The following is a 14172-nucleotide window of genomic DNA, read 5'->3' as shown; positions in this document are numbered from 1 at the left end:
ATCAATCCTTTAATTTTCTTAACAAGGCATTGGTGCGTTTTTACGGCTGTAATACCACCAAGTAATAAACGTACAAGTAACGTAAAAAGCTATAAATGCGTACAGCGCAGCTTCTGGACCACCTGTCGCCGCAATTGAAGTTCCATAACTCTTTGGAATAAAGAAGCCACCATAGGCACCCACCGCAGAACTAAAACCTAAAACTGCTGCAGCTTCTTTATTGGCGTCACGAATGGCTTGATCCTTATCAGCCTGAGAATTTCCAGCAGCGCGCTGACGTTCGGTTAAGAAGATCACTGGAATCATGCGAAATGTTGATCCGTTGCCAATGCCGGATGTTGCAAAGAGCAACATAAAGGCAAACAAGAAGCCATAGAACTCGCCACCAACGCCTTTAGTTGGCAAGAAATGAAGAACTGCAAAAACACCCGCACCCATTGCAATAAAGTTCCAGAAAGTGACGCGAGCGCCGCCTAATTTATCTGCAAGCCAACCACCGAATGGACGCGCTAAAGCTCCTACTAGAGGACCAAGCCAGGCATAGCTCAAGGCGTTTACGCCTGGAAACTGACTTTTAATTAATAATGGAAAACCAGCTGAATAACCAATGAAAGAACCGAAAGTTCCCAAATACAGCCAGCACATTAGCCAATTATGTTTACGTTTAAAGATTACAGCCTGATCAGCAAATGAAGCCTTTGCTTCCGCTAAATCATTCATACCAAACCATGCTGCAATAGCTGAAACCGCAATAAAAGGCACCCATATAAAGCCGGCGTTTTGCAACCACATAGGAATAGGTTGGCCAGCCTTCATAACGGTTTGAAATTCACCACCTAAAGCACCAAATACACCAGCGGTAATTACCAGCGGAACAACAAGTTGAACAATTGATACTCCCAGGTTACCCAAGCCAGCATTTAAGCCCAATGCAGTTCCCTTCTGAGCCTTTGGATAGAAAAAACTAATGTTCGCCATTGAAGATGCAAAATTGCCACCGCCCAAACCGCACAACAATGCCAAAGTAATAAAGAACTCATATGGAGTTGCTGGGTTTTGAACTGCAAATCCAATTCCTACTGCCGGAATTAAAAGCGATGCTGTAGAAATGGCAGTCCATCTTCTTCCGCCAAAGATAGGAACGGCAAAAGAATAAAAGATACGTAATGTAGCGCCGCATAGCGCTGGCAATGATGCCAACCAGAAAAGTTGATTAGTTGAAAACTTAAATCCGACGTTCGACAGATTCACAACCACCACCGACCACACCATCCATACAGCGAATGCCAAGGTCAATGCCGGAATCGAAATAATCAAGTTGCGTTTTGCAATTGATTTTCCAGTCGATTCCCAAAAATCTTTATTTTCTGGTTCCCAACGGGTAATTACTGTGGAGGACATTTTGTGCCTTTCTCTCTTAAATGGTTATTGGGTGGATTTAAGTGATTTTTCACCCATCACCTCAGTCTTGCGAACTTCAGTCAAGTACATCCAAATCAACGAAACCCAGACCACTCCATACATCAGCATGAATGCACTAGAACGTACGCCAGTGATATCTAAAATTGCGCCAAACATGATTGGCAAAATGAATCCGCCCAATCCACCTGCTAGACCCACAATTCCAGAAATGGTTCCAATATTGTTTGGATAGTCATCGCCGATATATTTGAAAACGCTGGCTTTACCAAATGCCCAAGCCACTCCTAATATCGCCATCAAGGTTGTGAAGGCGTAGATGTTTAAACCAATGTGATAGGTGTGTGGACCATTGATTGTTTGGATCGTGAAATCAGTTTGCGGATAAGACAAAAGGAAGAGGCAAACCCAACTGACCCACATTACCCACCAAGTCACTTGGTGTGCGCCATACTTATCTGAAAGCCAGCCGCCAATTGCTCTTAAGACTCCGCCTGGAAGTGAAAAGCAAGCGGCCAATAACGCTGCAGTGCGAATTTCCAAACCAAACTCACCAACGTAGTACTGCACCATCCAAAGACTTAAACCAACATAGCCACCAAAAACAATGCTGTAATACTGGCAATAGCGAAGTACCTTCGGATCCTTAAGCGCTTTTAGTTGATCTTTAAAAGAAATATTGCTTGAAACCAAATGTGATGGATCGCTCGCGCTAAACATCCAAAACAGAATTGCCATCCCGAGCATCACTGCGGCATAAACCTGGGGAACCATTGTCCAGCCAAAAGCCACCACTAATGCTGGCGCAACAAACTTATTGACTGCAGCGCCAGAATTACCAGCACCATATACGCCCATTGCAAAGCCTTGACGATTTTTTGGGAACCATCTTGCAACGTAAGGCGTTCCAACTGAAAACGATCCGCCAGCTAAACCAACAAATAAACCAATAGTTAAAAAATGCCAATACTCTGTCGCATATGCCATCATCCAAATAGGGATAACAGTAGATAGCATCAAAATAAACATCACAATGCGACCGCCGTAACGATCAGTCCAGATCCCCAAAGGCACACGCACCAATGAGCCAGTCAAAATTGGCGTGGCCGTTAATAAACCGAATTGGGTTGCATTTAGATTGAGTGCTTTCTTGATTGGGATGCCAATCACACCAAACATCATCCACACCATGAAACACACAGTGAACGCTAAGGTACTCACAATCAGGACTGAATAAGCTTTATTACTGGTTTTGGTAGTCGCACTCATGAATATCCCCTAATCTCATGAGTGATTATCAAAACTAGAGGGTGCTGAGCATATCCCCCAAAAGACTACTTTTGAAAAGCAGTCGAACTATGTCTATAGACAGGCATAGTTCTAAAGAACTACTACTTAAGAAGTAATGCCCTCTGCGCTAGCAAAAACAGCAACCTGGACGCGCGATGATAGATTGAGCTTTCTAAGCACGTGCTGAACGTGAATTTTTACAGTTGTTTCAGCAATGCCTAGCTCTCTTGCGATTTCTTTATTACTAGAGCCAGTAGCAATGAGCTTTACGGTTTCAAGCTCTCGAGGGGAAAGACTCGCCAATAAAGATGAACTGGCTGGGCGCTCATCTGTCTTTTTATTCGTCTTAAAGGCGCTTACGAGCTTGTGTGTCATCTCTTTACTAATGACAGACTCACCCGCAAAAGCCCTGCGAATACCTAACAATAAATCATCTTTTTCACTAGTTTTGAGCAAATACCCCTGCGCCCCATTCTGCAGTGCCTGAATTAAATCCCCTTCATCCTCGCTAACAGTGAGCATCATCACTGTTGACTCAGGGGATGCATGAAAAATGTCTGGCAAAGACTGAATACCACTTGCGCCTGGCAAATGGTTGTCTAACAAAATAACATCTGGCTTTAATGTTTTGCAAAGTCGAATAGCCTCAATGGCGTCTCCGGCCTCTCCAATCACCTCAAAATCTTGTGCTTGCGAAAGCAGAGCAATTAAGCCGCGCCTAAATAAGGTATGGTCATCAACGACCAGTATATGAATCTTTTCCACGTTTATACCCTCACACCTTTCCACTTAGGCAAATTATGCTGGCAATGTTAGCAGTACCTTAGCGCCCGCAGGAGTATTAGCCTGAACCTGTAGATCAGCGCCAATCTTCATTGCTCGCTCTTTCATAATACTCATACCCACGTGCGTGCTATCAATCGATATTTCATCCGGGGAAAAGCCAATGCCGTCATCTATGACTTGGAATATCCATTGTGGTGACTGGTTCACAACCACCTTCACATTTTTTGCCTTGGAATGCTTGCGGATATTTGATAAAGCTTCTTGTATTACATGCATTACCTGTATTTGAACATCTGGCGCCAAAGGCAAGCCTTGCCCATGAATCTCTAATTCGCTATGAATATCTGATTGGTGTTCAAATTTTTGCAAAGTAGTTCGAATTGCCGTTTCAATATCTTCAGTGTTAGTTCTTGTTCTAAAGTGCAACAACAACTCCCGAACATCGCTGTAACTTTCACGCAAACCTTCATCAAGCTCGCCAAGAATTTTCTTCGCTTTAGTGGTGGCCGGCTCAACCAACTCATCCTTTAGCATACCCACTTGCAACTTCAGAAATGCTAACGATTGGGCAATCGAGTCATGTAACTCTCTTGCCAAAAGACTCCGCTCCTCAGATATGGCCGCTTCTTTTTCCATCGCTTTAATACGCACAGCCTCCATAGCCCCCGCCAGATGGTGGGCGAGTGTTTCAAACAATGACTTTTGATCTTGATCCAAATCTGTTGGATCAGAATAAAAAATATCGATCTCACCTAGCAAGTCTTGCTGAAAGAGAATCGGAACAGTAATGAGCGTCTTATAGCCAGCTCGCACACAATGCCGCTCTGCTTCCGTTTTGGGATTAAACGTAACGACTTGAACTTCACTAAGGCCTGTAGATTGGCCGCAATAACAGTCTCCAGTTACTACGCACTGCTCATCTTTGCTTATTGATTTTGGTAAATTAGCGCCTGATAACAAAAAGTATCTTCTATTAGCCTCATCGGTCCAGCGTATGGCAATTGCTGATGCCTTACTAAGAGACATGATTCGCTCAGAGAACCCTCTGGCCAGTTTTTCTAAATTATCCTCTCGAGAAACAAACGAACTCAAATCGTATAAAGCTTGCAATCGATTTTGGCGCTCCTGCAAGTGCAAGGTCTTCTCCGCCACCTTAGCCTCAAGACCGCCGTACAAATCACTAATGGTGGAAGTCATTGAATTAAACCCAGCGGCCAAATCACCAAATTCATCCTGAGCATCAATCTTTACTCGGGTATTGAGTTTACCGGACTTAACACTCTCAAAACCTAAGCGTAACTTTTCCACGGGATCCAAAATAACCGAGTATCCCACATACATAATTAATAAAGTGGCAATGAGTGAAGTTGCTAACATTGCAAACTGAAATAAATGCAACAGATTAGTCCAGTAATCTACTTCGCCTTCGATTGTACCAACAAATCGATCAATACTGGAGACAAAATTATCAACTTGCGCAATCGAAACACTGTCTGATTTTTTACTCACTAAATCTGCTTTAATCGCGCTCCATTGACTAGAGATATTGGCAAAATAAATTCGATTGACTTTATTCCAAGGCACAAATAGCGGTCTTGATGGATCACCGTTTTTAAGAACAATAATACTGTCATCAAATTTAGCAATCAGTTTTGAAGCGGCCTCTTTTTTACCTTCACCAGCCAATAGCGCTAACTGATAAGTCTGCATACGCATGCGCCCTGCTTCATTAATAGCTGCAGCGCCGCCCTCTAATTTCCAAGTTACCCATAAAGTAAAGCTAATGGAAATCATGGCCAACACCAAAAGTGCAATACCAATGAACATTAACTTCTTTTTTAGGGTAAATTCTCTATTAATCATTTAATAAAACTATACATAAAAGCAATCATGCAAAGAGACAAAGAACCTAATTGGCTCCACCGCCTCCATCCTGGATTATTTGGAATGTCTTTAGGGCTGCTAAGCCTTTCATTTACGTGGAGCAAGTATTCCCACATCACATCAATTTCAACCTTCTGGATTGAGCGCCTCTTCCTTGGTCTTGGCCTGATTATTCTATGCTTTCTCGCAACCCTCTGGAGTATTAAAGCGATTTTTTATCCAAAAGCGATTAAAGAAAAGTTTCTAAACCCAGTTTTAGGCCCTATGATGGCCTATTTTCCAATTAGCACAATGCTTGCCATTGCTTTGCTCTTTCCCAGATTTCCAGAGTACACAACATTTGCCTATACCTTAACTGCGATTGCGCTAATCACTCAGGTAACAATTGCCTGGCGAGTGGTATATCTGTTATCGATGGGTAATATGCCTAGCGATCAAGTAACACCCGCACTCTATTTGCCGATTGTTCCAGGCGGCTTAGTTGGTGGCGCAGCATTAACTGCAATTGGATTACCTGGTTTTGGATATCTCGTTTGGGGTATGGGACTGGGGGGATGGGCGTTATTAGAAATGCGCATCTTGCATCGTTTATTTGCTGGTCCTTTGCCACCACAATACCGAGCAACAATAGGTATCGAAATGGGCCCTGCTGCAGTCAGTACTATTACCGCAGTAAGCATCTGGCCCAACATTCCTGTAGATGCTGTATTAGTTGGTCTTGGAATTGCCTCTGGGCCTATTTTTGCAGTGCTAACCAGATGGAGATCTTGGACAGCAGTTCCATTTTCTTTTGGATTTTGGTCTTTTGCCTTCCCTGCTGCCGCAACAACTTCTTGCATCATTGAAGCCGTTATTCGTGGTGGATGGCCCAATGTTGCCGCAACAATCGCAATTACATTAACTACTGCCCTCGTCTTTTATTTACTGCTACGGACTTTTGTTCTATTGATTAAAAGACAACTCTATTAAATTTGTTCATCCGCATGAACCAACATACCCGCAGCTAGTACAGTAATCGCAGCCATCTTTTTTGATCATGGCATGAGCTCCGCAGTCTGGGCACTTTTTACCAGCCATAAGACTGCCTGTAGCACTTTTCTGCGAATCTATTTCACCAATCGCAAAATCCTCAGAGGACTTGAACTCAGCAATTCCTCTCTTTGCCAAAATATTTTCTATTGCAAAAGCAACGGCAGCCACTTCAGAGTCATGCCACATCGGCGCTAGCGCACCATCTTGCTTTTTCTTGGTACCTAAGCGTACAGGTCCTCTATCCCAAGCTACTTTTTTCATATCGCTTAGCGCTCTAGCCAAAAAGCCCCCACGAGCTGCCAATGAAAGCATCCGCATACTAGAAGTAATCCACTGTTGCGATTCACCGCTTTGACCTACAGGCATAAAAAATTCAATAGCCCGCTCAACGCTCGCTTTTTTACCGTCCACTAAACCTTCGACAGCCAAGAACGAAATAACAAGATAAAGCGTCTTTTTACCCTCTTGTGTCCAATAGGTAATTTTTTCAGCAACCGCTGGCAACTCCCCATCTGGGCGTCGATCGATTACTTTTCGAGATGGGTTGCTACGCAATTCATCTGTTTCAATGGCTGGCAAATTATTTTCTGTAGAAGAAGGGCTCACCTGCAAAACTGAACCCAAAATATTATTAGGTCTATAGGTTGCCAATCCCTTTAAATGAGATTTCCAAGCGGTGATATACAAATCTTTAAATTTTTCATAAGGATAATCTGCAGGGACATTCACTGTTTTGGAGATCGCAGTATCAACGTATGGCTGTACAGCTTCCATCATCAATACATGATCTTCTGCGGACATTTCTAACGCAGTAACAAAGTACTCTGGAAGATTATTCACATCCCCACCTAAATCACGGTACACCCGCCAAGCATGGTCCTCTACCGCGTACTCTTTAGTAGTGCCATCGGCCTCTCTCTTTTTGCGGGTATAGGTCCACGAAAACGGTGGCTCAATGCCATTGGATGCGTTATCAGCAAATGCCAAGCTAACTGTTCCTGTGGGGGCTATAGAAAGCAAGTGGCTATTACGAATTCCATGCTTTCGAATATCTGCCTTTAAAACATCGCTCAAGCGACTCGCGAAATTACCACCAGATAGATATTGATCAATATCCAAAGCAGGAAATGAGCCCTTTTCCTTTGCCAATTCAACCGAAGCGCCATAAGCAATATCGCGAAGTTTCTCAGCAATTTCAGCTGCTTTAATACGTGCTGCTGCGCTATTGTAGGAAAGCTTTAACATGATTAAAGCATCACCAAGCCCAGTAAAACCAACACCAATACGCCTTTTTGCGCGAGCCTCTAAACCTTGCTCACCTAGCGGCCAATACGTAGCATCTAACACGTTGTCCAACATGCGTACTTGTACTTTGACAACTTGAGCAAATCGCTCAAAGTCAAAATAAGGCTCGCCATCAAAACCAAAGGGATGGACAACAAACTTTGGCAGAATGATCGGGCCGAGATCGCAGCAACCGTAGGGAGGCAATGGTTGTTCACCACAGGGGTTAGTAGCATCAATCCGCTCACAATAGTACAAGTTGTTATCGCGATTGATATTGTCTAAAAATAGAATGCCAGGCTCCGCAAAGTCATAAGCAGATTGCATTACCGCATCCCAAATCTCTCTTGCTCTGACCTTTCTGTATACCCAGAACCGATCCGTTCTTTGATATGCTCCCGCTGCGATTAACGCCTCGCATGGTTTAGCTTTATGGCAAAGCTCGAGCTCGCCATCTGAGCCAACTAATTTCATAAACTCGTCAGAAACTCCTACGGAGACATTAAAGTTATTCCAGCGTCCAGGCGTTCTCTTGGCAGTAATAAATTCCAATACATCAGGATGATCAATGCGCAATACACCCATCTGCGCGCCTCTGCGTGCGCCAGCACTCTCTACGGTTGAGCAAGACTGATCAAAGACATTGATATAACTGCATGGCCCAGAGGCAATCGAGGCCGTTCCCTTAACCTCGGCACCTTTTGGACGAATTCTGGAAAAGTCATAGCCAACACCTCCGCCACGACGCATCGTTTCTGCAGCCTGCTTCAAAGCTTCATAAATGCCTGGATATCCATCTTCATCAGAATCTTGAATGCAATCCCCAACCGGCTGCACAAAGCAATTAATCAAGGTTGCTTTAATGCTTGTCCCGGCCGAACTCATAATGCGCCCAGCCCCAATTGCACCAGCATAGAAATTATCTAAAAATTGCTTTTCTACGACGTCTTGAATTTTGGAATCTTCAACTGCGGCTAGACTTTTTGCCACTCGCTTAAAAATTGTATCGGCGTCAGACTCTCCGCTTTTTAAATATTTTTCTGCTAATACATCAACGCTAATTGGCTGCATAACCATATTCGATTGGCTCCACATCAGATAAAAGTCTTGTAATTAAATCAATTACTGGGCGAATTTGAGTGCCAAATGGCAGTGCACCTGCGCCTCTAAAAAAAAGTCCTTTTTGAACGCTACCCACTAATGCGCTTCCAAGAACCTTGTCAATGCAAAATTGACCCCACGAACTATTGCCATCCCTTAAACCACAGTCATGCAGACAATCAAATACCATTGTGCAGCGTGGTTTTTTGCGAGCCGTTTCTTTGAGAACGCTCTCTACTTTGAGATATTTGCCAAGCCATGGAGTCCTCACTGCTCGGGCTGGTAGGCCTGCGACACTGAGAAACTCTACGATGTCTTCTTTTTTCGCGTTAGCCAAGACATGCTTAAATGCATCGTCAGCGTCACCTTCAGTTGTAACGGCAAAGGCGGTACCCAACTGCACTGCTGATGCACCCAAAGCCTGAAGCCTCTTAATATCCTCAAGACTTGAAATGCCTCCAGCAGCGATTAAAGGAATCTTTCCTGCAATTCCAGCTTCTTCAAAAAATTTAAGCACCTCTGGGATAACATTTTCAAAATCAAATTTAGTATTATGAATATCCGTAACGCTTGATGCTCCAACATGCCCGCCAGCTAAACGGGGATTTTCAATCACAATGGCATCTGGCAGGCGACCTTTTTTCATCCACTTCTTAACTAATAATTGAACACCTCTAGCCTCAGAAAGAATGGGGATTAAAAGAGCATCTGGATAATCTGCTGCCAAATCCGGCAAATCCAGCGGCAATCCAGCACCTACAACAATGATGTCAGCGCCGTTTTCTAAAGAACACCTTACATATTGAGCATATTCGTTGACGGCTTTCATCACATTCACAGCAATAAGGCCAAATCCACCAGCATCTTTCTTGGCCTGAAAAATTTCACGCTTCAAAGCCTCTATATTTGCCGCATTGATTGTGTCGCGACTTTCAGAACACGGCTTGAGATGCTGGGTTTGCTCCATCAAATCGGGATGTAGACGCCTCAAATCAATCGACGAAATCGTTCCTACACCACCGGCTTTCGCCACAGCAGCAGCTAAACGATGAGCCGATACTCCAACGCCCATACCACCTTGCACTATAGGCAATATGTTTTTCCCTTTTATCACCAAGGGAGACACGCCACTCTTAGAAAGCAACTCCATAACGTCAGTCGGAATTAATGTTGTCATTGAGTTACCTAAGTAGTGTTGTGGCTATTGCTTAGCCAGGTTGCCCATCTAATCGAGGTTTTGTTAACCAAGGAAAATATTTAAACAAATACAAAATAAATGCTGTACACCAGCAAATTCCAGCCCAGCCAAGAGCGGAGTGAAACCATGTTCCACTGAAGGCATGAGCCAACATCCAAAATATTGCTGTAGCTTGTACCAATGTATAAGCAAGCGTTTCGATTACACCTGCAATTAATGGGCGGCCGGTATGCCCCATTGCAGTGCGCGTAATCATTCCAATGATGAGCCCTGCGGTTGCGCCAATCCCAAATGCATGAACTGGTATATAGATCGTCACAAAACCTAATGCAGAGAGCCCCAAGAGAATAAAGCCAAGTGGAATCCATAAATATGCAGCATGCAAAACCAATACGATTGGTTTAGAAACTGTTGCAAGGGGATTCCAACCCCACAACATCTTTAATTGAATCAGACCGGTAAATAGACAAACTATCGCAGTCAAATAACTTGCTGGAAAAAAAATCCACAGTAAGAAAGATGCGCCACAACAAGCAAGTACTAAGGTTGCTAAGTTTTTATTACGAATTTGCTTTATCCCAAAAAATGCGTTAGCCGTAAAACTTGGTATAACTCTGCCCCCAATCATGATCTCAATCATCACAATCAAAAACAAAGAAATAATCAAGACTTTATTGGCATCAATTTGAATTCGATTATTCGCCGAAAGATAGAACACAGCATTTAAAACACCCAATACACTCAAAATGAATGGGAGAAATAAATTTCTATACATGCGCTGATGCAAAATCAACCTGCCTATAGCAATCGCAATTGCAGGTAAAAATAAAACATCTACAACTGCTAGGTAGGGACTCAATAATGGCCCGACTCTTCCAGCAATCCAAAGCAAAACCAATAACATTAATGACTTGCCAGTTGGAGTATCCAAGCCCGTCCAAGCTCTCACTGCCGTAAGCGCAAAACCAGCTACAACCGTAGCAGCAAAACCAAAAATCATTTCATGTGCGTGCCACTGAATACCAGGTATTTCGCTATTACCCCTGAAGCTATAGCCACTTAATTCGCATAGCCACTCAACTACGGCAATCACAGACCAAAGCGCTGCCAGCAAATAGAATGGTCTAAACCCAAGAGCAAATAAAGGCATTGTCTTTTTGGACATGTCAATTAGCCTTAAGACTTCGCCTCTAACTCCGCAATGCGCTTCTTTAAAGCCCGATCATTTTGGAATCGCTCAGTATCATCTCTCACCACGGCCGCAATGCCAGTCACTTTGCCAGAGGCATCAGTCAACATGGCTACGGTAAAGGCAATAGACAAAGGTTTTCCATCTTTATGCAAAGCGGGTACCGTTAATAAAGTTGTGCCGTAACGGGTAGTTCCTGTATCCATTGATTTTTTATAACCATCCCAGTGACGCTCCCTAAAACGCTCAGGTGTAATGATGTCCAGGCTTTTCCCCAAAGCTTCACTAGAGCTATATCCAAAAATGCGCTCTGCTGCTGCATTCCAAAAAACAATATCTCCTTTGGCATCAGAAATTACCACCCCATCACCCATGACATTTGCTAGCTGTTCAAAATTCACCTGATTTGACATACAAACCTCTATCTAAAAATTACAAATTTGGAACATTTTCCTAATAATGGGTGGGGTTTGATATAGCCCGATAGAACTATGTAAAAAAGTAAGGTTTCTAATAAATCATCAAAACACCCTTTCATTTGCGATAGATCAAATGCCAATCCAGCTAATTGGAATTTAATGAGCACATCATGCAAAAGAAGTTTCCAATCAATCCGCCGCACCCTGAACGCGTCTGCTGGGGGTGTGAGAGGTATTGCCCTTCAAACTCAATGGCTTGTGGAAATGGCTCAGATCGAGCTCAACATCCATATGAACTATTTGGCGAGGGTTGGGAAACGTGGGGCATGGATAATCGAGAATTACTCAAGAACCCACAATAGCTCCATGAACGACTTAACTATCGCAAGAGCAATACATATTGTTAGCGTAGTGATTTGGATGGGTGGCGTTACTTTTGTTACGCTAGTACTTATTCCCACTCTGAGACGATCCTCGTTTCGCGTTGATCAATTGGCCATTTTTAATGCCATTGAAAATAGATTTGCCAATATCGCCAGAGTAATGGTCTTGTTAGCAGGCATTAGTGGGTTCTATATGATCTATAAACTGAATGCCTGGAACCGCTTTACAGAAATCCAATACTTCTGGATGCATGCCATGGTTTTTGTTTGGGCACTCTTTTGTCTTGCCCTTTTTATAGTTGAACCTTTTTTCTTAAAGAACCATGGAAAATTGGTAAAAGATGGGCACAACATCACTAACCTACAAAAAACTCAAATTGTGCATGCAATTATTTTGCTATTAAGTCTAGTCACAATAATTGCCTCCGTTTTGGGTGCTCACGGATTTTTTTATTAAAAAATACCCGACTGTGTAAGCGGGTGTGCAATTGAATCTATTCGGTGACTTGAGATTATTCCAACACCAACCATCCTAGAAATACAAAAACCAATCAATACCCTCACAAGCCAAGCTTGTTGTTTGTTTTAGGTGGTGTTTAGGTTCTCAGGTTATGAGAGCAGACATCCAAAGAAAACCACTAGGATTTCAAGAGGTTACGTCGCCTGTTTATCGGTGTGTGAGCTTTTGTGTGACTAGATTAATAAGATCACAAGAAGCAATGCATCACTCTTTGGTTTTCGAAACCAAAGGAATTTTGGAGCAACCATCTAACACCTCGTTGCTCCAAAGGGTTCTTTTATTAGCATTGCGAGCGTTACTTTAGGTAACGCTCGTTTGGAAAACTGGGGATAACAACCTAAGGTGAATTTTCTTGACTCGGAAATTAATAATGAATTCCTATCTAGATTCCTCAATGGTTTGCCCATCTCGAATAGCGTAAATCCGCTTAAATAGAGGAATAATTTTTTCATCATGGGTAACCACAATAATTGCAGTCTGATATTGGCTGGCCATTTGATTTAAGATCCCCATCACTCCTAAGGCTCTTTCGCTATCTAAAGGAGCTGTCGGTTCGTCGGCTAAAATGACGGGCGGTCTATTGGCTAATGCTCTTGCAATAGAGACGCGTTGCTGTTCTCCACCGGATAATTCTGATGGGTTAGCATTAGCCCGATGTGCAACATCTAAAGCCTCTAGCAACTCTCTAGCGCGCGCTCTAGCAATATTGTTTGGCACCCCCGCAAGCATAGGTAAAAGCGCCACGTTATCCGTCACGTTCAGAAAGGGAATTAAGTAAGGCGCTTGAAAAATAAAGCCAATTTTGTCTCTTCTCAGAGCCCTTAAGTCCTTAATCTTCCAACCATTTTCGTAGATCACTTCACCACCCAATGTCATGCGACCTGCTGTGGGCTCAATGACTGCCCCTAGACATTTCAGTAGCGTACTTTTTCCAGACCCAGATGGGCCAATAAGCCCTACCACTTCACCTGGAGCAATTTGCATATTGACATTTTTCAGGGCATCTACAGCGGCATCGCCTTGCCCATAAGTTTTTCGAAGCCCTTCTAATTGAATGCTGAAAGTACTCATATCAGCCTCCAATTGCTTGGGCGGGATCTACCAGCAAAGCAGCTCTAATCGCCAAGGTACTAGCTAAAGCGCATATGACCATCACTAAAATGAATCCGATGATTGCGTCTACAGGCTCTAATAAAACATATTTTGGAAACAGCGGCGCCCAAAAAGTAGCAGAAGTTTTTCCCACAATAAAACCAATTAACCCCAGGCCAAGGGCTTGCTGCAAGATCATGCTGGCAATAGTGCTATTTTGAGTGCCAATCAATTTCAACACCGCAATCTCTCTGATCTTTCCCAGGGTCATGGTGTAGATAATGAAGGCCACAATGGCAGCGCTTACTACAGCCAAGATCACCAGAAACATGCCAATCTGTTTCGCGGAATTTGCGATCAACTTGGCAACAAGGATTTCTTCCATCTGCGCCCTTGTATATACCTCAAGATGTTTCCAGCGACGGATTGGTTTAGCTACCTCCTCAGGAGTTCTTCCCCCTTGGATTTGAACAAGGATGGCATTCACGCTGTGATTGGTAGATTGCGATGCTGTAATGGCATCCAAAAGACCGGGAATGGGGCGATTCAAACTCGGATTAGCTATATTTCTGGCG

Annotated in this window: 13 protein-coding genes; 3 read left to right on the top strand and 10 right to left on the bottom strand. The window is 43.4% G+C overall.

Annotated elements, in window-relative coordinates; all coding sequences use genetic code 11:
* Positions 1-18: 18 nt before the first annotated feature.
* From AOB49_RS07965 to AOB49_RS07950, 4 genes are all read right to left on the bottom strand, one after another.
* Positions 19-1401 (bottom strand): NarK family nitrate/nitrite MFS transporter, encoded by a 1383-nt coding sequence (locus tag AOB49_RS07965; RefSeq protein WP_062309718.1) that lies wholly within the window; start codon positions 1399-1401, stop codon positions 19-21.
* A 24-nt stretch (positions 1402-1425) separates the two neighbouring features.
* The gene (locus AOB49_RS07960) at positions 1426-2688 is read right to left on the bottom strand and encodes an MFS transporter (protein WP_062309716.1); all 1263 of its coding nucleotides are present in this window, start codon (positions 2686-2688) and stop codon (positions 1426-1428) included.
* Positions 2689-2814: 126 nt separating this feature from the next.
* Positions 2815-3480, bottom strand: coding sequence for a response regulator (locus AOB49_RS07955; protein WP_082784113.1), 666 nt, complete (start codon positions 3478-3480; stop codon positions 2815-2817).
* A 27-nt stretch (positions 3481-3507) separates the two neighbouring features.
* Positions 3508-5358, bottom strand: coding sequence for a type IV pili methyl-accepting chemotaxis transducer N-terminal domain-containing protein (locus AOB49_RS07950; RefSeq protein ID WP_216634704.1), 1851 nt, complete (start codon positions 5356-5358; stop codon positions 3508-3510).
* A gap of 27 nt (positions 5359-5385) precedes the next feature.
* Here AOB49_RS07950 and AOB49_RS07945 point away from each other — a divergent pair, with 27 nt between their 5' ends.
* Complete coding sequence (locus AOB49_RS07945) at positions 5386-6348, top strand: SLAC1 family transporter (RefSeq protein WP_062309712.1); 963 nt, start codon at positions 5386-5388, stop codon at positions 6346-6348.
* Positions 6349-6354: 6 nt separating this feature from the next.
* Here AOB49_RS07945 and AOB49_RS07940 read toward each other — a convergent pair whose 3' ends face one another.
* Genes AOB49_RS07940 through AOB49_RS07925 form a run of 4 tightly spaced genes read right to left on the bottom strand, consistent with a single transcriptional unit; the run spans position 6355 to position 11596 of the window.
* Complete coding sequence (locus AOB49_RS07940) at positions 6355-8772, bottom strand: adenosylcobalamin-dependent ribonucleoside-diphosphate reductase (protein WP_172793420.1); 2418 nt, start codon at positions 8770-8772, stop codon at positions 6355-6357.
* Entirely contained in the window at positions 8753-9973 is a 1221-nt protein-coding gene (locus tag AOB49_RS07935) for an NAD(P)H-dependent flavin oxidoreductase (protein ID WP_062309708.1), read from the bottom strand. Before AOB49_RS07935 ends, AOB49_RS07940 begins: the two co-directional genes overlap by 20 nt.
* 31 nt (positions 9974-10004) lie before the next feature.
* Positions 10005-11159: an NnrS family protein gene (locus AOB49_RS07930; protein WP_062309706.1), complete on the bottom strand. Its 1155-nt coding sequence runs from the start codon at positions 11157-11159 to the stop codon at positions 10005-10007.
* Between the two features lie 11 nt (positions 11160-11170).
* Positions 11171-11596 carry a PAS domain-containing protein gene (locus tag AOB49_RS07925; protein ID WP_062309698.1) on the bottom strand — a complete coding sequence of 142 codons (426 nt, stop codon included), beginning with the start codon at positions 11594-11596 and terminating at the stop codon, positions 11171-11173.
* A gap of 176 nt (positions 11597-11772) precedes the next feature.
* Here AOB49_RS07925 and AOB49_RS11920 point away from each other — a divergent pair, with 176 nt between their 5' ends.
* Together AOB49_RS11920 and AOB49_RS07920 are read left to right on the top strand one after the other, a co-directional pair.
* Positions 11773-11964: a DUF3079 domain-containing protein gene (locus AOB49_RS11920; RefSeq protein ID WP_082784112.1), complete on the top strand. Its 192-nt coding sequence runs from the start codon at positions 11773-11775 to the stop codon at positions 11962-11964.
* A 4-nt stretch (positions 11965-11968) separates the two neighbouring features.
* Positions 11969-12442: a hypothetical protein gene (locus AOB49_RS07920; protein ID WP_082784111.1), complete on the top strand. Its 474-nt coding sequence runs from the start codon at positions 11969-11971 to the stop codon at positions 12440-12442.
* Between the two features lie 441 nt (positions 12443-12883).
* Here the strand turns inward: AOB49_RS07920 and AOB49_RS07915 are convergent, their stop codons facing one another.
* On the bottom strand, positions 12884-13576 hold the full coding sequence (locus AOB49_RS07915) for an ABC transporter ATP-binding protein (RefSeq protein ID WP_062309695.1): 693 nt from the start codon (positions 13574-13576) through the stop codon (positions 12884-12886).
* A 1-nt stretch (position 13577) separates the two neighbouring features.
* Positions 13578-14172, bottom strand: a 595-nt coding sequence (locus AOB49_RS12305; RefSeq protein WP_245640653.1) for an ABC transporter permease, incomplete at its 5' end; no start/stop codon positions are given.

Origin of the sequence: Polynucleobacter sinensis (genome assembly GCF_001595985.1) — a bacterium.
Classification (GTDB): domain Bacteria; phylum Pseudomonadota; class Gammaproteobacteria; order Burkholderiales; family Burkholderiaceae; genus Polynucleobacter; species Polynucleobacter sinensis.
The sequence above is the reverse complement of the archived record's forward strand: the minus strand, read 5'-3'. Positions and strand labels throughout refer to the sequence as shown.